At 67.6% G+C, this 21896-nt stretch carries 25 protein-coding genes and 1 tRNA gene; 12 read left to right on the top strand and 14 right to left on the bottom strand.

Going from position 1 to position 21896, the window contains the following annotated elements; all coding sequences use genetic code 11:
• Nucleotides 1–185: 185 nt before the first annotated feature.
• The 5 genes from urtA to hemN form a co-directional block, all read right to left on the bottom strand.
• Nucleotides 186–1493 carry an urea ABC transporter substrate-binding protein gene (urtA, locus tag G3N93_RS13540; protein WP_039367747.1) on the bottom strand — a complete coding sequence of 436 codons (1308 nt, stop codon included), beginning with the start codon at nt 1491–1493 and terminating at the stop codon, nt 186–188.
• Between the two features lie 461 nt (nt 1494–1954).
• Entirely contained in the window at nt 1955–2278 is a 324-nt protein-coding gene (locus G3N93_RS13535; protein WP_011351193.1) for a rhodanese-like domain-containing protein, read from the bottom strand.
• 14 nt (nt 2279–2292) lie between these two features.
• Nucleotides 2293–2949 carry a protein-L-isoaspartate O-methyltransferase gene (locus G3N93_RS13530; RefSeq protein WP_011351194.1) on the bottom strand — a complete coding sequence of 219 codons (657 nt, stop codon included), beginning with the start codon at nt 2947–2949 and terminating at the stop codon, nt 2293–2295.
• Nucleotides 2950–3053: 104 nt separating this feature from the next.
• A complete protein-coding gene (locus G3N93_RS13525; RefSeq protein ID WP_206133235.1) occupies nt 3054–3311 on the bottom strand; it encodes a hypothetical protein in 258 nt (85 codons plus the stop codon).
• A 79-nt stretch (nt 3312–3390) separates the two neighbouring features.
• Nucleotides 3391–4782, bottom strand: coding sequence for an oxygen-independent coproporphyrinogen III oxidase (gene hemN / locus G3N93_RS13520; protein WP_206133234.1), 1392 nt, complete (start codon nt 4780–4782; stop codon nt 3391–3393).
• Between the two features lie 172 nt (nt 4783–4954).
• On the opposite strand from hemN, the gene G3N93_RS13515 reads away from it, so the two are divergent.
• The 3 genes from G3N93_RS13515 to G3N93_RS13505 all read left to right on the top strand — a co-directional run bounded on the left by G3N93_RS13515 (nt 4955) and on the right by G3N93_RS13505 (nt 6759).
• Complete coding sequence (locus G3N93_RS13515) at nt 4955–5248, top strand: YkgJ family cysteine cluster protein (RefSeq protein WP_174941561.1); 294 nt, start codon at nt 4955–4957, stop codon at nt 5246–5248.
• A gap of 17 nt (nt 5249–5265) precedes the next feature.
• Nucleotides 5266–5847: a DUF1439 domain-containing protein gene (locus G3N93_RS13510; protein ID WP_071334060.1), complete on the top strand. Its 582-nt coding sequence runs from the start codon at nt 5266–5268 to the stop codon at nt 5845–5847.
• Nucleotides 5848–5928: 81 nt separating this feature from the next.
• Nucleotides 5929–6759: an undecaprenyl-diphosphate phosphatase gene (locus tag G3N93_RS13505; protein ID WP_011351199.1), complete on the top strand. Its 831-nt coding sequence runs from the start codon at nt 5929–5931 to the stop codon at nt 6757–6759.
• Nucleotides 6760–6871: 112 nt separating this feature from the next.
• Here G3N93_RS13505 and trmB read toward each other — a convergent pair whose 3' ends face one another.
• Nucleotides 6872–7639: a tRNA (guanosine(46)-N7)-methyltransferase TrmB gene (gene trmB, locus G3N93_RS13500; protein ID WP_174944338.1), complete on the bottom strand. Its 768-nt coding sequence runs from the start codon at nt 7637–7639 to the stop codon at nt 6872–6874.
• A 133-nt stretch (nt 7640–7772) separates the two neighbouring features.
• Nucleotides 7773–7847: transfer RNA gene (locus G3N93_RS13495), tRNA-Gly, on the bottom strand.
• Between the two features lie 299 nt (nt 7848–8146).
• Here G3N93_RS13495 and G3N93_RS13490 point away from each other — a divergent pair.
• The gene (locus G3N93_RS13490) at nt 8147–8491 is read left to right on the top strand and encodes a cupin domain-containing protein (protein ID WP_006752094.1); all 345 of its coding nucleotides are present in this window, start codon (nt 8147–8149) and stop codon (nt 8489–8491) included.
• A gap of 236 nt (nt 8492–8727) precedes the next feature.
• On the opposite strand, the gene G3N93_RS13485 is transcribed toward G3N93_RS13490, so the two are convergent.
• A complete protein-coding gene (locus G3N93_RS13485) occupies nt 8728–9345 on the bottom strand; it encodes an ABATE domain-containing protein (RefSeq protein WP_206123748.1) in 618 nt (205 codons plus the stop codon).
• A gap of 144 nt (nt 9346–9489) precedes the next feature.
• Here G3N93_RS13485 and G3N93_RS13480 point away from each other — a divergent pair, with 144 nt between their 5' ends.
• The 5 genes from G3N93_RS13480 to G3N93_RS13460 all read left to right on the top strand — a co-directional run bounded on the left by G3N93_RS13480 (nt 9490) and on the right by G3N93_RS13460 (nt 13869).
• Nucleotides 9490–10185: an alpha/beta fold hydrolase gene (locus tag G3N93_RS13480; protein WP_206133233.1), complete on the top strand. Its 696-nt coding sequence runs from the start codon at nt 9490–9492 to the stop codon at nt 10183–10185.
• A gap of 45 nt (nt 10186–10230) precedes the next feature.
• Nucleotides 10231–11085 carry an alpha/beta fold hydrolase gene (locus tag G3N93_RS13475; protein ID WP_174944332.1) on the top strand — a complete coding sequence of 285 codons (855 nt, stop codon included), beginning with the start codon at nt 10231–10233 and terminating at the stop codon, nt 11083–11085.
• 25 nt (nt 11086–11110) lie between these two features.
• A complete protein-coding gene (locus tag G3N93_RS13470) occupies nt 11111–11881 on the top strand; it encodes an SDR family oxidoreductase (protein ID WP_206123741.1) in 771 nt (256 codons plus the stop codon).
• 246 nt (nt 11882–12127) lie between these two features.
• Nucleotides 12128–12592 carry an ion channel gene (locus G3N93_RS13465; RefSeq protein WP_174941481.1) on the top strand — a complete coding sequence of 155 codons (465 nt, stop codon included), beginning with the start codon at nt 12128–12130 and terminating at the stop codon, nt 12590–12592.
• 116 nt (nt 12593–12708) lie between these two features.
• On the top strand, nt 12709–13869 hold the full coding sequence (locus G3N93_RS13460; RefSeq protein ID WP_206133232.1) for an enolase C-terminal domain-like protein: 1161 nt from the start codon (nt 12709–12711) through the stop codon (nt 13867–13869).
• Here G3N93_RS13460 and G3N93_RS13455 read toward each other — a convergent pair.
• From G3N93_RS13455 to G3N93_RS13445, 3 genes are all read right to left on the bottom strand, one after another.
• Complete coding sequence (locus G3N93_RS13455; RefSeq protein WP_206133231.1) at nt 13855–14499, bottom strand: LysE family transporter; 645 nt, start codon at nt 14497–14499, stop codon at nt 13855–13857. The two genes, G3N93_RS13460 and G3N93_RS13455, sit on opposite strands and share 15 nt — an antisense overlap.
• 126 nt (nt 14500–14625) lie before the next feature.
• Nucleotides 14626–14967, bottom strand: coding sequence for a multidrug efflux SMR transporter (locus G3N93_RS13450; protein WP_021157064.1), 342 nt, complete (start codon nt 14965–14967; stop codon nt 14626–14628).
• 137 nt (nt 14968–15104) lie between these two features.
• Nucleotides 15105–16034, bottom strand: coding sequence for a LysR substrate-binding domain-containing protein (locus tag G3N93_RS13445; protein ID WP_206133230.1), 930 nt, complete (start codon nt 16032–16034; stop codon nt 15105–15107).
• 170 nt (nt 16035–16204) lie between these two features.
• Between G3N93_RS13445 and G3N93_RS13440 the strand changes: the two genes are divergently transcribed.
• From G3N93_RS13440 to scpB, 3 genes are all read left to right on the top strand, one after another.
• Complete coding sequence (locus G3N93_RS13440; RefSeq protein ID WP_206133229.1) at nt 16205–17527, top strand: MFS transporter; 1323 nt, start codon at nt 16205–16207, stop codon at nt 17525–17527.
• Nucleotides 17528–17588: 61 nt separating this feature from the next.
• Nucleotides 17589–18812: a CaiB/BaiF CoA-transferase family protein gene (locus G3N93_RS13435; RefSeq protein ID WP_206133228.1), complete on the top strand. Its 1224-nt coding sequence runs from the start codon at nt 17589–17591 to the stop codon at nt 18810–18812.
• Nucleotides 18809–19618, top strand: a complete 810-nt coding sequence (gene scpB, locus G3N93_RS13430; RefSeq protein ID WP_206133227.1) for a methylmalonyl-CoA decarboxylase — start codon at nt 18809–18811, stop codon at nt 19616–19618. The genes G3N93_RS13435 and scpB overlap by 4 nt, the downstream gene beginning before the upstream one ends.
• A 142-nt stretch (nt 19619–19760) precedes the next feature.
• Here the strand turns inward: scpB and G3N93_RS13425 are convergent, their stop codons facing one another.
• The 3 genes from G3N93_RS13425 to G3N93_RS13415 all read right to left on the bottom strand — a co-directional run.
• Nucleotides 19761–20300 carry a chromate transporter gene (locus G3N93_RS13425; RefSeq protein WP_206124754.1) on the bottom strand — a complete coding sequence of 180 codons (540 nt, stop codon included), beginning with the start codon at nt 20298–20300 and terminating at the stop codon, nt 19761–19763.
• Nucleotides 20297–20908 (bottom strand): chromate transporter, encoded by a 612-nt coding sequence (locus tag G3N93_RS13420; protein ID WP_174986813.1) that lies wholly within the window; start codon nt 20906–20908, stop codon nt 20297–20299. Before G3N93_RS13420 ends, G3N93_RS13425 begins: the two co-directional genes overlap by 4 nt.
• A 431-nt stretch (nt 20909–21339) precedes the next feature.
• Nucleotides 21340–21896 (bottom strand): DeoR/GlpR family DNA-binding transcription regulator (locus G3N93_RS13415; RefSeq protein WP_206133226.1); only part of this gene is annotated, 557 nt, incomplete at its 5' end.

Genomic DNA, 21896 nt, shown 5'->3' with positions numbered 1-21896 from the left:
GCGACGGCGGCTCGGCGAAAGCGTGGTGGCATCGGGAAATCCTGTCAGGCGTGGAGAAGCGGATGCGCGCGGCGATGCGCGCTCGCGTGCGGTTCATCACGGCAAGCGCGGCCGGCGCATCGACATCGGCATCGGCGTGCGAGCGGCACGTCACGCGTGAAGCGCGACGCACCGCTCACCCAGCATCAGGCCAGTGCCGCGCGCTGCCGGCGCAGGAAGGCCGGGATCGACGTGACGATGTCCGGCTTGCCCTGGTTGCCCGCGATGAACGGGCTCCACGGTTGCGCGCGCACCGCGGTCTTGGTCTTCCACACGACGTTGAACTGCCCGTCGCCGCGGATCTCGCCGATCATCACCGGCTTGTGCAGGTGATGGTTGCCGTCCATCGCGAGCGTGAAGCCGGACGGCGCGGCGACGGTCTGGCCGATCATCGCGACGCGCACCTTGTCGACGTCGGTGCTCTTCGCCTTCTCGACGGCCTGTTTCCACATGTGGATGCCGACGTAGGTCGCCTCCATCGGGTCGTTGGTCACGCGCTTCGCGCCGCCCGGCAGGTTGTTCGCCTTCACCCACGCGGCGAACTGGTCCTTGAACTTCGTGTTGGTCGGGTTCTTCACCGACATGAAGTAATTCCACGCGGCGAGGTGGCCGACGAGCGGCTTCGTGTCGATCCCGCGCAGCTCTTCCTCGCCGACCGAGAACGCAACGACCGGCACGTCGGTCGCCTTGATCCCCTGGTTGCCGAGCTCCTTGTAGAACGGCACGTTCGAGTCGCCGTTGATCGTCGAGATCACGGTCGTCTTGCCGCCTTGCGAGAAATTCTTGATGTTCGCGACGATGGTCTGATAGTCGCTGTGGCCGAACGGCGTGTAGACCTCCTGAATGTCGGCATCCTTCACGCCCTTCGATTTCAGGAACGCGCGCAGGATCTTGTTGGTCGTGCGCGGATACACGTAGTCGGTGCCGAGCAGGAAGAAGCGCTTCGCGCCGCCGCCTTCCGCGCTCATCAGGTACTCGACGGCCGGGATCGCCTGCTGGTTCGGCGCCGCGCCCGTGTAGAACACGTTGCGCGACATTTCCTCGCCTTCGTACTGCACCGGGTAGTAGAGCAGCCCGTTCAGTTCCTCGAACACCGGCAGCACCGATTTGCGCGACACCGACGTCCAGCAGCCGAACACGCAGGCGACCTTGTCCTGCGTGAGCAGCTGGCGCGCCTTCTCCGCGAACAGCGGCCAGTTCGACGCGGGATCGACCACCACGGGTTCGAGCTTGCGGCCCATCACGCCGCCGCTCTTGTTGATGTCGGCGATCGTCATCAGCGCGGTGTCCTTCAGCGACGTCTCCGAGATCGCCATCGTGCCCGACAGCGAGTGCAGGATGCCGACCTTGATCGGGCCGGTGCCCGCGTCGGCCGCGTGTGCGAACGGGCTCTTGCCCGCGAGCGCGAGTGCGCCGGCCATCGAACCGAACTTCAACAGACTGCGACGTTTCATCGGGTTCCCCTTGACGTGTTGGATATGCGTGCGCCTTGAAGGCGTCGGCCAACGGGTAACGCAAGGCATGTGCCAGTCGTGCGGATGCACGTCCGGCGTGCCTGCGCGGGGCGGTGCGGGGCGTCGGGACGGTGCGCATGACGCGTCGTGCAGCATGCGCGGTCCGTCGCGGTGCAGGGTCACGGGCGCAAATGGTGCACGGTCGGGGTTCCCCGTTCCGGTGCTTGCGCTTGAACGCGGTGCGGGAACTGCCGTGCACCGTGACTTCGCGCCACGCGGGCAGGGCAGGGCAGGTCACGGACGCAGCGCGGTGCCGCTGTCGGTCATCGAGACGACGCTGAAGTGATCAACCGGAGCGGAAAAGAGAAACGGGCACGCGATGCGTGCCCGTTCGGGGGATCAGTGCGGCCGGCGGCAGTGTGCCGATCGGCGAGGCGGCGCGTGATGCGCCGCGGGCAGGATCAGTAGCGCGGTACGGACGGATCGACGTCGCGCGACCACGCGTCGATCCCGCCTTGCAGGTTGTACAGCTTCGTGAAGCCGCGCGATTCGAGGAACATCGCGACCTGCGCGCTGCGCATCCCGTGATGGCACACGCAGACGATTTCCGCTTCGTCGTCGAGCTCTTCGCTGCGCGCGGGAATCTGCTGCATCGGGATCGACACGCTACCGGCGATGTGCGCGGTCGCGATTTCCCACGGTTCGCGCACGTCGAGCACGACCGGGGCGGGGCGCGCCTTGTCGCCGAGCCATTCCGCGAGCATCGCGGCCGTCAGGATCTGCATGGTGGCTCCGCCGCTCAGAACTTGAAGCGCGACGGCTCGATCGCGTTGACGAGGTGGTCGATGTACGTTTCGAACACGTCGGCGACGCGGTACTGCTTGTCGTCGATGCGCGTGATGATCTGTGCCTTCATCACCGGACGGCCGCCGACGAATGCCGCGAGGCGGCCGCCGACCTTCAGTTGTTCGAGCATTTCCTGCGGCACGACGGGCAGGCCGCCCGCGACGCAGATCACGTCATACGGCGCCTTGCCGGCCCAGCCGCGCGAACCGTCGCCGAGGACGACTTCCGCGTTGGTCACGCCGTCGTTGCGCAGGTTGTCTTCCGCGAACTTCGCGTTGGTCGGATCGATTTCGACGGCCGTCACGTGTTGTGCGCGGTGCGCGAACAGCGCAGCCAGGTAGCCCGAGCCGGCACCGATGATGAGCACGTTCTCGTGCTTCTTGACCGTCAGCTCCTGCAGCACGCGTGCTTCGACGCGCGGGAACAGCATCTTGCTGTTGCCGCCGGGCAGCGGGAGTTCGAGGTCGGCGAACGCGAGATCGCGGTATTCGGCCGGAACGTAGTTTTCACGCTTGACGATCGACAGCAGGCCCAGGACGTCGAGATCCAGCACGTCCCACGGCCGGATCTGTTGTTCGATCATGTTGAAACGCGCGTTTTCGATATTCATGGTGTGGTCACGCAGCCTGGTCGGCCATCAGCGGGGATAGAGAAACTTCGTGATTGTACCAAACGGGGCGGCCGCGAAGCCTTCAGGCGGCCTGCAACAGACCTTTACCCCTTGCTCTTCTTGATCTGCGCCTCGAACGCGAGGTCGAGCTTGCTCGCCTTGCGCGGCTTTTTTGGGCCGAATTCGTCGACGAACTTGACGAACTCGTCGAGCGGCAGCGGCTCGCAGCGCTTCTCGGTGGTGCCGCCGGAGCGGTCGACGAGATAAAACAGGCCGCCCGCCATCGCGACGGACGCGAATTGCGGGTTGCCGGAGCGGGTCTTCAGGCGTTCGACCGCGTGGGTCGCTTTGGTGGTGCGCATCGTGCGGAATCTGGCGGGGCGTAAGCCCCACACTGTATCAAACCGGCCGCCCGCGTGCGGCCGGCCAGGGCCGCCGGGCTCAGACCGTGCGCGAGTAGCGTTGCTGCTGCGTCTGGCCGAGATACGCGTCGAATGCCATCGCGACGTTGCGCACGACCATCCGGCCCGCCGGGTGGATCGTCAGGCGGTCGGCCGCGATCGTCAGCAGCCCGTCGCGCTCGAACGGGCGCAGCGCGTCGAGTTCGCGCGCGAAATGATCGGCGAAGCGGATGCCGTGCGCGGCCTCGACATGCGAGAACGGCAGGTCGAGGTTGCACATCAGTTGCGTGATCACGTCGCGGCGCAGCCGGTCGTCGGGCGTGAGCCGCACGCCGCGCGCGATCGGCAGCCGGCCCGCGTCGAGCGCGGCGCCGTAGGCGGACAGGTCCTTCGCGTTCTGCGCGTAGACGTCGCCGACCTTGCCGATCGACGACACGCCGAACCCGACGAGATCGGTATCCGCACGCGTGCTGTAGCCCTGGAAATTGCGCTGCAGCGTGCCGTTGCACTGCGCGTGCACGAGCTCGTCGGACGGCCGCGCGAAGTGGTCCATCCCGATGTACACGTAGCCGGCCGACGTCAGCATGTCGATCGCGAGGCCGAGCAGCGCGATGCGCGTTTGCGGCGGCGGCAGCGTCGCATCGTCGATCTGTCGCTGCATCTTGAACAGGTGCGGCATGTGCGCGTAGCCGAACACCGACAGCCGGTCGGGTGCGAGTTCGATGATCGTTTCCAGCGTGCGCGCGAACACGGAGACGGTCTGGTGCGGCAGCCCGTAGATCAGGTCGACGCTGACCGAATGAAAGCCCGTCGTGCGCGCGGCGGAGAGCAGGTCGGCCGTCATCGCGAGCGGCTGGATCCGATTGATCGCCTGCTGCACGACCGGATCGAAATCCTGCACGCCGAGGCTCAGCCGGTTGAAGCCGATCGTGCGCAGGTGCACGAGCGTCGCGGGCGTGACCGTGCGCGGGTCGATCTCGATCGAGAATTCGGCGTCGGCATCCGGCGCGAGCGCGAAGTGCTCGCGGGTGGCCGCCATCAGCTCGGCCGTTTCGTCGTCGGACAGGAAGGTGGGCGTGCCGCCGCCCCAGTGCAGCTGCGTGACCGGGCGCGCGGGGTCGAACAGTGCCGCCTGCAGCGCCATCTCGCGCTTGAGCTGGTCGAGATACGGACGGGCGCGGCGGTGGTTGTTGGTCGCGATCTTGTTGCAGCCGCAGTAGAAGCACGCGGTGTTGCAGAACGGAATGTGGAAGTACAGCGACAGGTCGCTCGACGACGCACCGGGGTCGCTTGCCGCACGCACATAGTCGGCCGGGTCGAAATCGTCGCGGAACTGCAGCGCGGTGGGATACGACGTATAGCGCGGCCCGTTCGCGCCGTACTTCGCGAGCAAATCGGGACGGAACAGTGTGTCGGCAGAACCGGAACGCATGACAACCTCGCGCTTTTTAGATGCTTTCGAGTATATAAACGCGCGATTGGGCTGCATTGTGTAATAACGTCGCAGCCGGGGATGGCACAATGCGGGGTAGGGCTGCCGGCGCCGCGTCCGGTTGCCGCACCGTTTTTTGTTGTTCGTTCGAGAGAGCAGAGTGTCCGTCGAATTGCCTGTCCGCCCGGCGTCAGCCGTCCCGCCGCCGCATGCGTGCCGCGAGGGCTGCGGCGCGTGCTGCATCGCGCCGTCGATTTCCAGCCCGATTCCGGGCATGCCTGACGGCAAGCCGGCCGGCGTACGCTGCGTGCAGCTCGGCGACGACCAGCGCTGCCGGATCTTCGGCCGCCCCGAGCGGCCCGCGTGCTGTTCCGGGTTGCAGCCGGCCGCGGACATGTGCGGCGCGTCGCGCGACGACGCGCTCGCGTGGCTCACGCGCCTCGAGGCCGCGACGCGGCCGTCGTAACCAGGAGAGTGTTCAGCATGACCGCACCTTGCGCGCCCGGCCGGCGCCGTTTTCTCGCCGCAACCGTCGGCGCCATCGGCGTGACGCTCTCGCTCGCTGCGTGCGCGTCGACGTTCCCGTTCATCCCCGATCACTACACGTTCTCGCGCGGTGACGTGCAGAAAGCCGTCGCGCGCAAGTTCCCGTACCAGAAGACGGTCGCGCAGGTCGTCGACGTGTCGCTCGCGAACCCGGCCGTCAACCTGCTGCCCGACCAGAACCGCGTCGCCGTGCAGCTCGACGCGCATTTCGTGAGCCCGTTCCTGCGCGCGCCCGTCAGCGGCAAGTTCACCGTGTCGGGTCAGCTGGCTTACGACGCACCGAGCCGCTCGGTCGTGCTGAGGTCGCCGGCCGTCGACAGCCTCGCGCTCGACGGCGACGCGCAGATGTACGCGCAGCAGGTCGGCGCGGCCGCCGGCCTGCTCGCGACGCAGCTGCTGACCAACTATCCGATCTACACGTTCAAGCCCGAACAACTGCAATTTGCCGGGGTGAACTACGAACCCGGTACAATTACGATTCTTACAAACGGCATACGTGTGGCGATCGTCGAAAAGTGACGACGAACCGCGCTCGGCCGGAGGGGGGCCGCGCGCGGAAGAGTGGCCCATTCATTCGACCATTTCGGAGTTGGGCCACGGATGGACTGGATCCTGATCTGCAAGGCTTTGATCCTCGGCGTCGTCGAGGGGCTGACGGAATTCCTGCCGGTGTCGAGTACCGGTCACCTGATCGTCGCGGGCAGCTTCCTGAATTTCAACGATTCACACGCGAAGACGTTCGACGTCGTGATCCAGTTCGGGGCGATCCTCGCGGTCTGCTGGGAATACCGGCAACGGATCGCGTCCATCGTGTCCGGGCTGCCGAGCCGGCCTGATGCGCGGCGCTTCACGCTGAACGTCGTGATCGCGACGATTCCCGCGATCGCACTCGGCCTCCTGTTCGAGAAGAAGATCAAGGCCGTGCTGTTTTCCCCGGTACCCGTTGCGTTCGCGCTCGTCGTGGGCGGCGCGATCATCCTGTGGGCCGAGGCGCGGCAGCGCGAACGCCGCGAGCCGCCGCGCGTGATGTCGGTCGATGAACTGACACCGCTCGACGCGCTCAAGGTCGGTATCGCGCAGTGCTTCGCGCTGATTCCCGGCATGTCGCGCTCGGGTTCGACGATCATCGGCGGGATGCTGTTCGGCCTCGACCGGCGCGTGGCCACCGAATTCTCGTTCTTCCTCGCGATTCCGATCATCTTCGGCGCGACGCTCTATGAAACCGTGAAGGACTGGCAGGCGTTCACGGTCGATTCGCTCGGCCTGTTCGTGCTGGGCGCCGTCGCGGCATTCGTCAGCGCGTTCGTGTGCGTGCGCTGGCTGCTGCGCTATGTCGCGTCGCACGATTTCACGGTGTTCGCGTGGTACCGGATCGCGTTCGGGCTGTTCGTGCTGCTGGTCGGGTACAGCGGCTGGCTGAACTGGGCGTGACGCAAACACGAAAGCCGCCGCGCCGCGCATGAAAAAAAGCCCGATCGGCATAGGCCGGTCGGGCTTTTTCTTGTCCGCAGCGGGGCGGCGTGCGCCGCCGCAGCGGGAGGGTTCAGCCTGCGCGCTTGCGGAACACCAGGTCCCACACGCCGTGGCCGAGCCGCAGCCCGCGCCGTTCGAACTTCGTCACCGGGCGATAGTCGGGGCGCGGCGCGTAGTCGGCGGCCGTGTTTTCGAGCGTCGGCTCCCCGCCGAGCACTTCGAGCATCTGCTCCGCGTAGTTCTGCCAGTCGGTCGCGCAGTGAATGTACGCGCCGGGCTTCAGGCGCGACGCGAGATGCGCGACGAGCGGCGGCTGGATCAGCCGGCGCTTGTGGTGGCGCGCCTTGTGCCACGGATCGGGGAAGAAGATGTGCACGCCGTCGAGGCTTTCCGGCGCGAGCATGTGCTCGAGCACTTCGACCGCGTCGTGCTGGATGATGCGGATGTTCGACAGATCCTGCTCGCCGATCAGCTTCAGTAGCGCGCCGACGCCCGGTTCGTGCACTTCGACGCCGAGGAAGTCGTCGCCGGGGCGGTTCGCGGCGATTTCCGCGGTCGATGCACCCATCCCGAAGCCGATCTCGAGGATGCGCGGCGCGCTGCGACCGAACACGGCATTCCAGTCGGGCAGCTCCGGCGCGTACGGCACCACGAAGCGCGGGCCGAGTTCGTCCATCGCGCGGCGCTGGCCGGTCGACACACGGCCGGCGCGCGTCACGAAGCTGCGAATGCGACGGTGGTGCAGCGGATTGACTGCGTCGGCGCCTTCGGCGGCTTCATCGGGAATGGCGTCGTCGTGCGGCGGCAGGCCGGCTTCGTTCGGATCGTCGTGCATCATCGGTGACAGAGAAAGGCTCGGTTGCGGGCGAGGGCCCGTTGCGCGCAGCAGGGGCCGGGGGAACCGGCACATGGTACAAAAAAGCCGCCTTCGACGAGGCGGCTCATGCGCAGGCTGCGATGCAGCCGGAAAGTGGAGCGGGCGATGGGAATCGAACCCACGTCATCAGCTTGGGAAGCTGAGGTAATGGCCATTATACGACGCCCGCAGAACGCGCAATTCTACAGGGTTTGGCCGAGATGTGGCAAGTGGGCTGTTTTGGGCGGTGGCTTCGGCGCCTGCATCGCTCGAGGGAGGCGCGATGGCGCCATCGGGAATGGTCGTGAACAAAGGAGCGGCCGGAATCGCTCCGCCGGCGCAACGCGGCGCCGAACGAACGGGCGGTGCGCCCGCACACAAGCCCGTGTCGAAAATGGACGAGTCGGTGTCGGAAGCATACAAGTCCGGACAACGCTTTCGAACTAACGTGACAGGCCTCTCTTACACGATCGTTAGTCTGGAGCTGACATGTCCGATTTCATCACCGTTTTGCGCGAAACCTGCCCGACGCCGGTCCTTGACGCGACCAAGTGGAAGCGCATCGGCGGCGATCCGCACACCGTGAACCTGAACGCCTACCTCTCGAAGGACGGCAGCAAGATCATGGGCACCTGGATCTGCACGCCGGGCAAGTTCGAGGTGAATTACGAGAAATGGGAGTACTGCCACTTCCTCGACGGCTATTGCATCATCACGCCGGAAGGCGAGGAGGCGGTGCACCTGAAGGCCGGCGACGTGTTCGTGATCGAACCCGGCATGAAAGGGACCTGGGAAGTGGTGGAAACGGTGCGCAAGTACTTCGTCTTCGCCTGAGCGGGCCGGTAGAGTCGAGCCAGGCATACCGTCGTCGCTCGATACTCTCCCGGTTCCCGGAGCCGGGAGGGCCAGCGCGAGATTCCGGCTCAATAAAATTCGCCCTGGTCCGGGTGCAGGACCATGTGGCCGGGTTCGTGTGAAGCAGTAAAGCGCTGCACTTCGTACGTCAGGTTGCCGGCGGCTCCTCACCGATAAACGGGCATCGCTCGATGGGCGGCTCCGGCCGCACCACGTTACCCCCGCTCCTTCATCCGCTTCCGATGCGCGGCCGCTTTCGCACGATTGCCGCAAATCGCCATGCTGCACCACCGCCGCGCGTGCCCGCGCGTGTGATCCGCGAACATCAGCGTGCACCGCGGGCCTTCGCATGCCTTCACATACGTGAAGTCCTCGTCGCACACGAGCTTCGTGAGCGCCTGCGCGATCGGCATCAGCAGCGACTCCGGCGATCGCCAGCGCCGCTTTTCCCGAAGCGCGAAACCGTTCGCCTCGTCCACGACCAGTTCTTCGTATCGCTCGTCACGCTCCAGCAACGTGTTCAGCCGCTCGAGTTCGCCCAGGTCCGAGGCAGCCAGCGGCCGTCCTTTCCGCGCGCGAACGAACACCCTGAACCACTCGCGCAGCGCGCGCGCCTGCGCCGCGACCGCGTCGAGTTCGGCCGGCGTCGACTGCGCGCGGAGTGCCGCGAGCGCGTCGGCCGGCACCATGCCGGCCTGTTCCAGCCACGCCAGCAAGCCTTCGCCGTCCCGTATCCAGTCCACTTCCTGATCCACCGGCGTTGCGACGGAGTTCAGGAAATCGAGGCCGGGCGCGTCGGCGACGAAGATCGCGGGAATCGGAAGGTAGTCCATGACCGAGGGAAGCAGGCGAGGGTGACGACACATCGTAACCACTAAAAACAGCCTTGACAAGTTACTGATGTGGTGAGTAACCTGATTGCGTGATTTTATAAGGTTACTTTTGTGCGCCATTCACCTTTCTCAAAGGAGCGGGACATGTCGAACGGCAACGTGAGCGCCGTGCTTGTGCACGGCGCATGGGCGGATGGATCGAGCTGGAGCGCGGTCATCGAGCGTCTCCAGCGGCAGGGGATCAACGCAATCGCGGCACCGTTGCCGCTGACTTCGCTGGGCGACGACGTCGCCGCACTCGATCGGGTGCTCGAGCGGATCGACGGCCCCGTCGTGCTGGCCGGTCACGCGTATGCGGGCGCCGTGATCGGGGCGACGCGGGCGGCCAATGTCGCGGGGCTGGTCTATGTCGCGGCACTCGCGCCGGATGAAGGCGAAACGGTCGGCGACGTGTTCCATCGCGGCGAGCCGCATCCGGAGGCGCCGCAGCTCGCGCCGGATCGGCACGGCTTCATCTGGCTGCCGACGGACGCGTTTCCGCGGGCTTTCGCGCAGCACGCGAGCCCGCAGCAACTGGCGGTGCTCGCGGCGGTGCAGCGCCCGATTGCGGCCGCGTGTATCGGCGAGGCGGTTGGGCGGCCGCTGTGGCGGGACCGTCCGAGCTGGTTCCTGATCGCCGAGCAGGACCGGATGATCGATCCCGCCACGCAACGATTCACCGCAGAGCGCATGAAGGCACGCGTGAGTTCGTACGCAGTCGATCACACGCCGATCGTGACTGCGCCCGACATCGTGACCGACGTGATCGTCGACGCGCTCTGGTCGATTGCTGCCCGCTGACGTCCGTTCACATTCTCCGAACCCTGTTCCCCAAGGAGACAGACCATGCCTGCCATCACCTACCGTCGCGCCGACGTCGACGGCTTCAACGTGTTCTACCGCGAGTCCGCGCTGCCCGGCGCGCCGAAGCTGTTGCTGCTGCACGGCTTCCCGAGCGCGAGCCACATGTTCCGCGACCTGATCCCGGCATTGGCCGACCGCTTCCACATCGTCGCGCCGGATCTGCCCGGCTTCGGGCAGTCGGACATGCCCGGTCGGGACGCTTTTACGTACACGTTCGACCACATCGCGAACGTGATCGAGCGCTTCACGGAAGTGATCGGCTTCGATCGGTTCGCGGTGTACGTGTTCGACTACGGCGCGCCGACCGGCTTTCGGCTCGCGCTGCGGCATCCCGAGCGGATCACCGCGATCGTGTCGCAGAACGGCAATGCATACGAAGAAGGCTTGAGCGACGGCTGGAACCCGATCCGCGCGTACTGGCACGATCCGTCGCCCGCGAACCGGGATGCGCTGCGCGCGCTGCTCGCACGTGACACGACGATCTGGCAGTACACGCACGGCACGCCCGATCCGGGCGCGGTGTCGCCCGATGGCTATTCGCTCGACGACTACTACCTGAGCCGGCCCGGTGCGCATGAGGTCCAGCTCGACCTGTTCCGCGACTATCGAAGCAACGTCGCGCTGTATCCGGCGTTCCAGGAATACTTCCGCACGCACCGGCCGCCGTTCCTCGCCGTGTGGGGGAGGAACGATCCATTCTTTCTGCCGGCCGGCGCGCATGCGTTCCGGCGCGACCTCCCGGACGCCGACGTGCGGTTTTTCGACACCGGCCACTTCGCGCTGGAAACGCATGCGGCGGAGATCGCCGCTGCGATGTCGGCATTCCTCGCTCGCTGATCCGTTCCGACCCAGGAGAAACATCATGTCCGACAGAGTGGCCATCGTGACCGGCGCGAGCCAGGGGATCGGGCGTTCGACCGCGATCCGGCTCGCACGGGATTTCGACGCGATCACGCTCGTCGCGCGCAACCGCGCGAATCTCGAGCAGACCGCGATCGACGTGAAAGCGGCCGGCGCCGCATGTCTCGTGATCGACGTCGATCTCGCGGCGCCGGAGGCGGCGCCGCGCGTGGTCGACGACACGCTCGCCGCGTTCGGCCGGATCGACGCACTGCTGAACATCGCGGGTGCGGTGCCGCAGATCGACGTGTTCGAGATGACCGATGAACAGTGGGAGCAGGGCCTGGCGCTGAAGCTGCATGGCGCGCGGCGGCTGACGATTGCCGCGTGGCCGTCGCTGAAGGCAAGCGCGGGCTCGGTCGTGCTGATGTCCGGCAACTCCGCGCTGTTCCCGAAGGCGCCGTATGCGGCGGTCGGCACGATCAACGCGGCGATCGTTGCGCTCGCGAAGGCATTCTCGGATCGCGGGATCGCCGATGGCGTACAGGTCAACAGCGTGCTGCCGGGCCCGGTGATGACGGGCCGCCGGCGTTCGTACCTCGAGCATTGGGCGCCGCTGCACGGCATGAGCGTCGACGAGGCGACGGCCCGGTTTCCGGTCGAAGCGGGAATCGCGCGCTACGGCACGCCGGAGGAGATCGCGGAACTGATCGCATTCGTCGTATCGCCGGCCGCGCACTGGATGACGGGCTCGGCGCTGCGGATGGACGGCGGGGAAGTGAAGTCGGTCTGATGGCGGGGTTCGCCGGTGGCGAACCCCGATTTGTTTCCGCCTCTGAACGTGACTGCCGACTGCGAGCCGTCGATGGTCGCTGCGTTCACGCGAATCAGGCAGCGCTGCGTATCGTGCGTCGCATGGCCTGACGTCACGCCTGGTGCGGCGACCGGATACCCGTTGCCGCCCGCCCGCGCCATTGCGCGGCCCCGGTGTTAATCTTCCGCCAATCCCCGCAGCCGCCCCCGACCCCAAAGGCCTCCCATGGAAAGCTGGACGATCGGCATCCTGCTCGGCATGACCACGATCCTCGTGCACACCGCGGCGATGGTCGGGTTGGCGGTCGTCGCGCGCCGGCTTCGCGAAGCGCTCGACGTGCGCCGCGACGACATCCACGAACAACTGCGCAAGGTGACGGGCATCATCGCTCTGATCTGCATCGCGCTCGGGCTGCTGCATACGCTCGAAGCGATCGCGTGGGGCGCGACCTTCGTGCAGGTCGGCGCGATCGGCTCGTTCAGCGATGCGCTGTTCTTCTCGATCGACACGATGTCGACGCGCGGCGCGTCGGGCATCGTCCCGGCCGCGAACTGGCGGATGCTCGGCGCGATTGAAGCGTCGTGCGGCGTGCTGTTGTTCGGGATGTCGACCGCGTTCATCTTCGCGGTGATCCAGGCCGACTTCTCGGCGATCACGCAGCGGCTGCAGCGCGATCGCCCGCCACGGTAGCGTTCGTCTGCAGCCTGCGGCGACAGCGCCTATGATGCAGCGGTCTGCCCATCGTGCCGGCTGCATCGCGTACCTCGTTCGCCAGCGCCTCGGCCGCCCCCTCCGGAACCCCGACCATGCGCATCACCGCGATCCACGAACAAGCGATTCCCGTGTCCCGCTATGCTGATCCGGCGATCCCGTCCGGCGGCCTGACGACGAGTGTCGTCGCGGTCGTCACCGACGTCGTACGCGACGGCCGCCCCGTGACGGGCTACGGCTACGCGTCGATCGGCCGTTTCGCGCAGGGCGGCCTGATCCGCGAACGGTTCGCACCGCGCCTGCTGGCCGCCGCCGACACGCTCGCCGACGAAGCCGGCACGAACCTCGACCCGTTCCGCGCATGGCGCGCGATGATGGCCGGCGAAAAACCCGGTGGACATGGCGAACGATGCGTCGCAGTCGGCACGCTCGACATGGCGATCTGGGATGCCGCTGCGAAGATCGCCGACCTGCCGCTCCATCGCTTTCTCGCCGACCGGCTTGAACGCACGGCCGCACCGCGCGTACGTGTGTATGCCGGCGGCGGCTACCGCTATCCGCATGACGATCGCGCGCGCCTGTCGGACGAGATGCGCCGCATCGCCGATCTCGGCTACACGCACGCGAAGATCAAGATCGGCGGCACCGATTTCGATCAGGACCGCAGCCGCATCGAAGCGGCCGCCGCACAATTGGCGGACAGTTCGCATCTCGCGGTCGACGCGATGAACACGTACGACGCGACGACCGTCGGCGCGGCCGTCGCGATGCTCGCGCCGTTCGATCTCTGGTGGTTCGAGGACATCTGCGATCCGCTCGACCTGCCGCTGCAGGCGGACATTGCCACACGCTACGCACCGCCGATCGCGGCCGGCGAGGCACTGTTCTCGCTTGCGGAAGCGAAGCTGCTCGACCGCTACGGCGGCCTGCGCCCCGACCGCGACGTGCTCGTATTCGATCCGGTGCATGGCTACGGGCTGCCGGGCTATCTGCAGATCGTCGAGCACTTCGCCTCGCGCGGCTGGCGACGCGACGCGTTCTGGCCGCACGGCGGCCACCTGTTCTCGCTGCACGTCGTCGCGGCGCTCGGGCTCGGCGGTGCGGAAGTCAGCCCGTTCGCGTTTCATCCGTTCAGCGGACTGGCCGATGGCGCGAGCGTCGACGCCGGATACGCACGCATCCCGCAAGCGCCGGGCATCGGCTTCGAACTGCATGCCGGCGCGCACGACGTGTTTCGTACGTTATCGAGCCGCTGACGCCTGCAGCGCATCGATCGCGAAACGCACCGCGAAGCCGAGCATCATCGCCGCGACGAAGAAATCGAGCACGCGCCATGCGAGCGTACGGGCGAACCATGCGCGGCACGCGCGCGCGCCATACGCGAGCATCAGGAACCACGCGAGCGAAGCCGTCATCGCGCCGATCGCAAACGGCGCACGTGCGGCGGGCGTGTGGCTCACGATCACGGTGCCGAGCAGCAGCACGGTGTCGATCCACGCATACGGGTTGAGCAATGAGACGACGGCGGTTGCGAGCACCGTGCGCGCACGCGTGGGTTCGCTGCCCGTGCGCGGACCGTCGACGTGCTCAGGCTGTCGCCTTCGGATCGCCGAGCGCAGCGCGAGCAGGCCATAGCCGGCGAGATACGCGATGCCGGCCCACAGCGCGGCCGACACCACGCCGGGATGTCGCGATAGCAGCGACGACAACCCGTGCGCGCCGAGCGCGATCAGCAACGCGTCGCTGCCTGCGCAGACGAGGGCAATGGAAAGCAGATGGGGGCTCGAGATCGAGCGCTTGATGACGAATGCGTCCTTGGGGCCGACGGACGTGAACAGTCCGGCGCCAAGCAGCAGGCCTTCGATGAAGGCAGAGGTGTCGAGCACGAGCGGGCCGACAACCTCTTAAGCTGAACCGGTGATGGTTACGATGGGAGCAACGTTACGGGGCGTCGGGGGGCGTTGTCAATGTCTCCCCGATGCCCGCGTGCCGGCAACCGGCGGTGATCGCGGTCAGTGCGTCGCCGCCTCGCCGAGGTTGAGCGCGACGAGCGCACAAACGGTCAGCGCGATGCCGGCGAGCTTCAGCGACGACACCGATTCGTCGAAGCAGACGATGCCGATCACGGCCGTGGCCGCGGTGCTGGCGGCGGCCCAGCTCGCATACGCGAGCCCCATTTCGAGGCGCTTCGTCGCGAGCGCCATCAGCCAGACCGCGCAGGCATAACAGACGACGGTGAGTGCGGAGGGGAGCGGGCGGGAAAAGCCGGCCGAATATTTCAGGCCGACGGAGCCGAGTACTTCGGCGAGGACACTGACGCCCAGCAGAAGCCAGGCAGACTGGAGCGGGGACACGAACGGCCTCCTTCCCCCGACGCTTATACCGAGCGGCGAGAAGAAGTGGAGGTGTCAGCGGTACCCAGGATGAACGGAGCTTAGTACGCGCGCCTTCGCAGCACAAGGCACAAGGCACAAGGCACGCGGCGCCCCGGTCACGCACCGTCAGCCTGCCCGGCCGCCCACTCGGGCCGCTGCCCGAGCGTGTCGAACAGCCGGACGATCTGCGCTTTCACCTTCTGCACCGCGTTGCTGACGAGCGCCGTATCGTGCCAGCACAGCGACAGGTCGCGCGCGAACAGCCGGTGCGCAACCGTCGACAGCTTGAGCTTGCGTTCCTCGATCTCGACGTGTGCGGCCGTCCACGGCAGGATCGTCACGCCGAGCTGCGCCATCACGGCCGCGAACAGCAGCCCGGTCGAGCTCGCCTCGAAGCTGATCTCGTACGACAGCCCGGCCTCGCGCATCGCCCAGTCGACGCGGTTGCGGATCGTGTTCGGCGCGCTCGGCAGCACGAGCGGCATCCGCGCGATCGCGTCGAGCGGCACGGGATCGTCCGGCACCTGGAACCCGGGCCACGTGATCAGGTACAGCGTTTCCGACAGCAGCCGGTGGATCGCGATGCCGCGCGTGTCGACCGCGTCGACGACGATCGCGAGATCGAGCCGCGTGCGTTCGAGCAGCGTATCGAGATCGGCGCTCGGCGCCTCGATCAGCTCCAGCATGATGCCCGGGTAGTGGTCGCGCACCGCGCGGGCGAGCGGGATGGCCAGCACGCGCGCGGTGCTCGACGGCATCCCGACCGTCACGCGGCCCTGCGGTGTCTCGGCATCGCGGCGCAGCAGCTCGCGCGTGCCATCGGCCTGGCGCAGCAGCTCGAGCGCGTGCTGGTACAGCGTGCGACCGGCGGCGGTGGGCGCGACGCCACGCACGCTGCGTTCGAGCAGCTGCATCCCGAGATCCTGTTCGAGATTGCGCATCTGCTGGCTGACCGCCGGCTGCGCGACATGCAGCGCCTCGCTCGCATGCGTGACGTTGCCGCATTCGACGACCTTCACGAAATAGCGCAACTGCCTCAAGTCCATCGCCGCCGCCTCCCGATTCGAGCCATAAGCCAATCCGATCGAGCAAGATGAATATCATATTTTTCTCCGATCGATGGTGTTTCTATACTCGTCTCACAAAAGAGCCAGCCTCCCGGCCATCCCGGACCGGACGCGGCAAAAGCGCCGGCCCCGCCGGCAAGGAGACGAAGATGTTCAAGGCGATCGACGCGCCGGCGGCCGGCGCGAAGCCGCGGCGCACGCCGCTCACGCGCGAGCAGGTCAAGGGCTTCTGGGCCGTGTATGCGGGCTGGGTGCTCGACGGCGTGGATTCGGTGATCTACGCGCTGGTGCTGATTCCCGCGTTGACCGAGCTGCTGCCGGCGTCCGGCATCGCGGCGACGCCCGCGAATCTCGGGATGTACGGCTCGATCCTGTTCGCGCTGTTCCTGATCGGCTGGGGGCTGTCGTTCATCTGGGGGCCGCTCGCCGACCGCTTCGGCCGCGTCCGTACGCTCGCCGCGAGCATCCTGATCTATTCGGTGTTCACCGGCGCGGCCGCATTCGTGCACGACGTGTGGGCGCTGGCCGCGTGCCGGCTGATCGCCGGGATCGGCGTCGGCGGAGAATGGGCGCTGGCGGGCACCTACGTCGCCGAGAGCTGGCCGGAAGACCGCCGCAAGATGGGCGCCGGCTATCTGCAGACGGGCTACTACTTCGGTTTCTTCATCGCAGCGTGCCTGAACTACACGATCGGCGCGACCTACGGCTGGCGCGCGATGTTCCTGTGCGGGCTCGCGCCGGCGCTGCTCGCGGTGTTCACCGTGATGCGCGTGAAGGAGCCCGGCCAGTGGCGCCGGCATGACGCCCGCGACGGCAATGTGGCCGACGCGCGGCGCGCGCATCCGCTGCGCGAGATCTTCGCGCCGGCCTTCCTGCGCCGCACGCTGACGAGCGCGAGCCTCGTCGGCGTCGCGATCGTCGGGTTGTGGGCCGGCTCCGTCTACGAGGCGAGCGCGGTCAGCACGCTGGCGGCGCGCGCGGGCATCGACCACATCGGCGCGCTGCGGCTTGCGTCGATCGGCGCGGCGATCCTGTCGTGCGCGACGATCGCCGGCTGTCTGGTTGCGCCCTGGCTGTCCGAACGGCTCGGCCGGCGCACGGCACTCGGCGTGTATTTCGCGGGCATGGCCGCATCGATCGTGTTCGCGTTCGGCTGGGCGTTCTACCAGCCGAACGGGCTCGCGGCGTTCATGGTGTCGCTTGCGTTCCTCGGTTTCTTCGGCGGCAATTTCGCGATCTTCTCGCTATGGTTGCCCGAGCAGTACCCGACGCGCGTGCGGGCCACCGCGTTCGCGTTCAACGCATCGGTCGGCCGCTTCATCGGCGCAGGCGTGAATTTCCTGCTCGGCGCCGCGATACACGGCTACGGATCGCTCGGCGTGCCGGTCGCATGGACCGCGGCCGTGTTCGGGCTCGGCATCCTGATTCTGCCGTTCGCGGTCGAAACGCGTCACCAGACGCTGCCGGAATGAGCGGCACGCCGCGATCGTTCGGCCACAAGCCACACCCAGTCATCAATATCAGGAGTCCGGAATGCAGGCATTACAAGGAATCAGGGTCGTCGATCTGAGCCGCGCGCTGTCGGGGCCGTTCTGCTCGATGGTGCTCGCCGACCTCGGCGCCGACGTGATCAAGGTCGAGTCGGGGCCGCACGGCGACATGAGCCGCGCATGGGGGCCGTTCGACCGCGGCGTGAGCACGTACTACCTGTCCTGCAACCGCAACAAGCGCGGCATCTGCGTGGATTTCAGGCAGCCGGCCGGCCTCGACGTCGTGCGGCGGCTGATCGCGCAGGCCGACGTCGTGATCGAGAATTTCAAGGCCGGCACGATGGACGCGATGGGGCTCGGCTATGCCGCGCTGAATGCGCGCGATCCGCGGCTCGTGATGGGCAGCGTCACCGCGTTCGGCCCGCGCGGCCCGTTGCGCGACTGGCCGGGCTTCGACCAGATCGCGCAGGGCTATGCGGGGCTGATGAGCCTCACCGGTTTTCCCGACGGCGAGCCGACCCGCACGGGTACCGCGATCGGCGATCTCAGCTCGGGGATGTGGGTCGCGACGGGCGTGATGGCCGCGCTGTACGAGCGCGAACGCACGGGGCGCGGCCAGCATGTCGGCACGTCGCTGCTCGAAAGCCTCGTGTCGCTATTGAGCGTGCACGGGCAACGCTACCTGAGCCTCGGCGACGTGCCGCGCCGCACCGGCAATGCGCATGCGGTGATCGCGCCGTACGGCGTGTTCGAGACGGCCGACGGGCCGCTCAACCTCGCACCGATCACGACCGACATGTGGCTGCGGCTGTGCCAGTTGCTGGACCTGCCCGAGCTGCCGAACGATCCGCGCTTCGCGACCAACGACGCACGCGTCGCGCACCGCGACGAACTGAAAGCGTTGCTCGAAAGCCGGTTGCGCACGCGGGGCAAGCGCGAATGGACGCAGCGTTTCGTCGACGCGGGGCTGCCGGCCGGGCCGATCAACACGCTCGACGAAGTGTTCGACGATCCGCAGCTCGCACATTGCGGGCTGGTCGAGCCGGTCGCGCATCCGACGCTCGGCATGCTGCGCCAGGTCGTTACGCCGCTCGGCGGGATGGGGGACGAGATGCCGGCGCCGCGCACGCGTCATGCGCCGCCGCTGCTCGGCGAGCATACGGTCGACGTGCTGCGCGAAGCGGGGTATGGCGACGACGCGATCGACGCGCTGCTGACCGAGCGCGCGATCTTTCAGGCGGAAGCAGTGGCGGAGGCCGTGCAATGAGCGACACGACGAAACACGACAGCGCGTCGCACGTGACGGTCGACATGGTCGGCGAGCGGATCGCACGTGTGCGGTTCGCGAATCCGGCGCGACGCCATGCGCTCGACGCGCCATTGCTCGACGCGCTCGTCGCGCGCCTCGACGCGCTGGCCGAACACCGTCCGCCGCCCGTCGTGATCCTGTCGAACGACGGCAGCGGCGATGTCTGGAGCGCGGGGCATGACTTGCGCGAGCTGGTCGACGATCGCGATCCGCTCGCATACGGCAAGCCGCTCGAACGGGCGCTGCGGCGCGTGCGGACCTATCCGGGCGCGGTGGTCGCGGCGGTGTCGGGCTCGGCGTGGGGCGGGGCGGTCGATCTCGTGATGAGCTGCGATCTGGTGGTCGCGTCGCGCGACGCGCGGTTCGCGATGACGCCCGCGAACATCGGCCTGCCGTATTCGACGAGCGGCCTGCTGCGCTTCTACGACAACCTGCCGATCCACGTGCTGAAGGAGATGTTCTTCTGCGCGCAGCCGCTCGATGCGGAGCGTGCCGCGCATCACGGGCTCGTGAACCGGCTGGCCGACGCGGGCGGTGTCGACGACGCGGCGCTCGACGTCGCGCGCACGATCGCCGCGAAGGCGCCGCTCGCGGTGCACGCGGTGAAGGAGCAGTTGCGCGTGCTGCAGGACGCGCGGCCGTTGCCGGCCGACGCATTCGAGCGGATTGCCGAGCTGCGCCGGCAAGCGTGCGAAGGCGCGGATTTCGACGAAGGGCTGCGTGCGTTTTCGGAACGGCGCGCACCGGTGTTTCGCGGCGTCTAGGCGATGGGTTGTGCGAGCCGGGCGCGCAAGCGGAGAAAAGTGCGTGGACGTGCGTTGCGCGTTGCAAAACGCCTGCTCGTGTCGCTGAGCGGGTATCGGCTGCGTCGTTCGCGGCTGCCATCGCGTGCCGCGACGCCGCGCATCACATGCCGAGCGCGTGCACGCCGATGAGCAGCAGCGCGCCCGCCGCGATTAGCAGCAGCGCATGAACGCGCGTATACATCACGCATAGCGTCGACACGACCGCGATCGCGCGCGCGGCCCAGCCGCCGTCGAGCGCCTGCAGCAGCACCCACACCGACGCGAGGATCATGCCAGCCGCGACCGGGCGCAGGCCGGCCTCGAGCGCGATCTGCCAGCGCGCGCCCTGGTGCCGCCGCCACAGATGCGCGACGCCGTAGATCAGGAAGGCAGTCGGGCCGAACAGCGCGAGCGTCGCGATCACCGCCCCCCAGAAGCCGGCCACCTGCCAGCCGATCAATGTTGCCAGCAGCGAGCCGGGGCCTGGCGCCATCCGCGCGATCGCGAAGTCGTTCACGAATTGCGTGGCGGTCATCCAGTGATGCACGTCGACCACTTGCCGCTGGATGTCGGCGATGATCGCTTGTCCGCCGCCGATCGTCGCGATCGACAGCGGCGCGAACACGCCGAACAGGGCGGCGTAGCGTTGCGAGGCGGTCATGGCGAGTCGCTCCCGGCTGGCGGCACGGCCGCGCGGCGATATTCGAGCGCGACGCTCAGCGTGCCGCCAACCAGCACGGTCCACACGAGCGGCCAGTGCAGCACGGCCACCGACACGAAGGTGAGCGCCATCACCGCGAACGGCAGCGCGCGACGTGGCAGCCGGCGCACGGCGGTGATCGCCATCGAGATCGACAGCCCGATCGCTGCCGCCGCCGCGCCGGCGAGCGCGACATGCGTGAGCGGAAAGCGCGTGAGGGTCGAGAACGCGATGCCGAACAGCACGATCAGCACGGCCGGCGGCGCGATGATGCCGGTGAAGCCGGCCACCGCGCCGCGCCATCCGGCGAGCCGGTAGCCGATCCAGATCGCGAGGTTCTTCACGTTGACGCCCGGCAGCGCCTGCGACAGCGCGAGGCCGTTGAGGAACGCTTCCTCATCGAGCCAGCGCCGCTCGTACACGAAGTCGCGCATCATTCGCCCGCTGAGGCCGCCGCCGAAGCTGGTCAGGCCGATCTGCGAGAACGCGATGAACAGCGCGAGGACGCCGGGTGGCGGCGCATCGCCCGCAGGCGGTGCCGGCGAGGTGGTGGCGGAGGGCGGGGGCATCGGGCGGGCGGTGCGTGGCGGTTGGGCGGGCGCCCATGTTAGCAAGCGGACCCTGTCAGCCCGCTGACATGGGCTCGGCGGTGACGTGATGGAAGACGGCTGATGAGGTGACAGGTGTGTTCCGGTGCATCCGGTGCATCCGGTGCATCCGGGACATCCGACACATCCGGGACATCCGGGACATCCGACACATCCGGGACATCCGGGACATCCGACACATCCGACACATCCGACACATCCGACACATCCGACACATCCGACACATCCGGCACACCCGACACACCCGACACACCCGACACACCCGACACACCCGACACACCCGACACACCCGACACACCCGACACATCTGGCACATCTGGCACATCTGGCACATCCGGAGCACCCCGCACACCCCGCGCAGGCACACCCCGCGCAGGCACAATCCGTCGCCGCTACGCGCGCACGACCGTCACGCCCGCCGCCTCGATCGGCTTAGTCAGCGCGGCGTCGGTTTCCTTTTCGACCACCACGGTGTGCGCCAGCGTGAGCTCGCCGATCACGAACTGCGACGCCGCGCGCAGCTTCGACTGCGACGCGAGCACGACCGTCTCGGCTGCGCGTTCGGCGAGCGCGCGCTTGATCGCCGCTTCCTCGAAATCGCCGGTGCTGAGCCCCGCGACCGGATGCACGCCCGTGACGCCCATGAAGTACAGGTCCGCATGGATGCGCGCGATGCCCTCCATCGCTGCCGCGCCGACGGCGACGATCGAATGCTTGTAGAGCCGCCCGCCGATCAGGATCACGTCGATCGACGGATGCGCGGCGAGCGCGACCGCGACACTCGGGCTGTGCGTGACGATCGTCGCGCGCAGGTCGGCCGGCAACTGGCTGACGAGCAGCGCCGAGGTCGTACCGCCATCGACGATCGCCACCTGCCCGGGCGCGACCATCTCCGCGGCCCGCCGCGCGATGCGCCGCTTTTCCGCCGTCTCGAGCGCCTCGCGCTGCG

It is taken from the genome of Burkholderia sp. Se-20378, assembly GCF_017104665.1.
GTDB lineage: Bacteria > Pseudomonadota > Gammaproteobacteria > Burkholderiales > Burkholderiaceae > Burkholderia > Burkholderia lata.
This window is presented reverse-complemented; position numbering and strand designations above follow the sequence as displayed.

Excerpts from the sequence above, each read along its gene's own strand:
- urtA (WP_039367747.1), bottom strand. The coding sequence starts at position 1,493 with ATGAAACGTCGCAGTCTGTTGAAGTTCGGTTCGATGGCCGGCGCACTC.
- G3N93_RS13535 (WP_011351193.1), bottom strand. The coding sequence starts at position 2,278 with ATGCAGATCCTGACGGCCGCGATGCTCGCGGAATGGCTCGGCGACAAG.
- G3N93_RS13530 (WP_011351194.1), bottom strand. The coding sequence starts at position 2,949 with ATGAATATCGAAAACGCGCGTTTCAACATGATCGAACAACAGATCCGG.
- G3N93_RS13525 (WP_206133235.1), bottom strand. The coding sequence starts at position 3,311 with ATGCGCACCACCAAAGCGACCCACGCGGTCGAACGCCTGAAGACCCGC.
- hemN (WP_206133234.1), bottom strand. The coding sequence starts at position 4,782 with ATGCGTTCCGGTTCTGCCGACACACTGTTCCGTCCCGATTTGCTCGCG.
- G3N93_RS13510 (WP_071334060.1), top strand. The coding sequence starts at position 5,266 with ATGACCGCACCTTGCGCGCCCGGCCGGCGCCGTTTTCTCGCCGCAACC.
- G3N93_RS13505 (WP_011351199.1), top strand. The coding sequence starts at position 5,929 with ATGGACTGGATCCTGATCTGCAAGGCTTTGATCCTCGGCGTCGTCGAG.
- trmB (WP_174944338.1), bottom strand. The coding sequence starts at position 7,639 with ATGATGCACGACGATCCGAACGAAGCCGGCCTGCCGCCGCACGACGAC.
- G3N93_RS13490 (WP_006752094.1), top strand. The coding sequence starts at position 8,147 with ATGTCCGATTTCATCACCGTTTTGCGCGAAACCTGCCCGACGCCGGTC.
- G3N93_RS13485 (WP_206123748.1), bottom strand. The coding sequence starts at position 9,345 with ATGGACTACCTTCCGATTCCCGCGATCTTCGTCGCCGACGCGCCCGGC.
- G3N93_RS13480 (WP_206133233.1), top strand. The coding sequence starts at position 9,490 with ATGTCGAACGGCAACGTGAGCGCCGTGCTTGTGCACGGCGCATGGGCG.
- G3N93_RS13475 (WP_174944332.1), top strand. The coding sequence starts at position 10,231 with ATGCCTGCCATCACCTACCGTCGCGCCGACGTCGACGGCTTCAACGTG.
- G3N93_RS13470 (WP_206123741.1), top strand. The coding sequence starts at position 11,111 with ATGTCCGACAGAGTGGCCATCGTGACCGGCGCGAGCCAGGGGATCGGG.
- G3N93_RS13465 (WP_174941481.1), top strand. The coding sequence starts at position 12,128 with ATGGAAAGCTGGACGATCGGCATCCTGCTCGGCATGACCACGATCCTC.
- G3N93_RS13460 (WP_206133232.1), top strand. The coding sequence starts at position 12,709 with ATGCGCATCACCGCGATCCACGAACAAGCGATTCCCGTGTCCCGCTAT.
- G3N93_RS13445 (WP_206133230.1), bottom strand. The coding sequence starts at position 16,034 with ATGGACTTGAGGCAGTTGCGCTATTTCGTGAAGGTCGTCGAATGCGGC.
- G3N93_RS13440 (WP_206133229.1), top strand. The coding sequence starts at position 16,205 with ATGTTCAAGGCGATCGACGCGCCGGCGGCCGGCGCGAAGCCGCGGCGC.
- G3N93_RS13435 (WP_206133228.1), top strand. The coding sequence starts at position 17,589 with ATGCAGGCATTACAAGGAATCAGGGTCGTCGATCTGAGCCGCGCGCTG.
- scpB (WP_206133227.1), top strand. The coding sequence starts at position 18,809 with ATGAGCGACACGACGAAACACGACAGCGCGTCGCACGTGACGGTCGAC.
- G3N93_RS13425 (WP_206124754.1), bottom strand. The coding sequence starts at position 20,300 with ATGACCGCCTCGCAACGCTACGCCGCCCTGTTCGGCGTGTTCGCGCCG.
- G3N93_RS13420 (WP_174986813.1), bottom strand. The coding sequence starts at position 20,908 with ATGCCCCCGCCCTCCGCCACCACCTCGCCGGCACCGCCTGCGGGCGAT.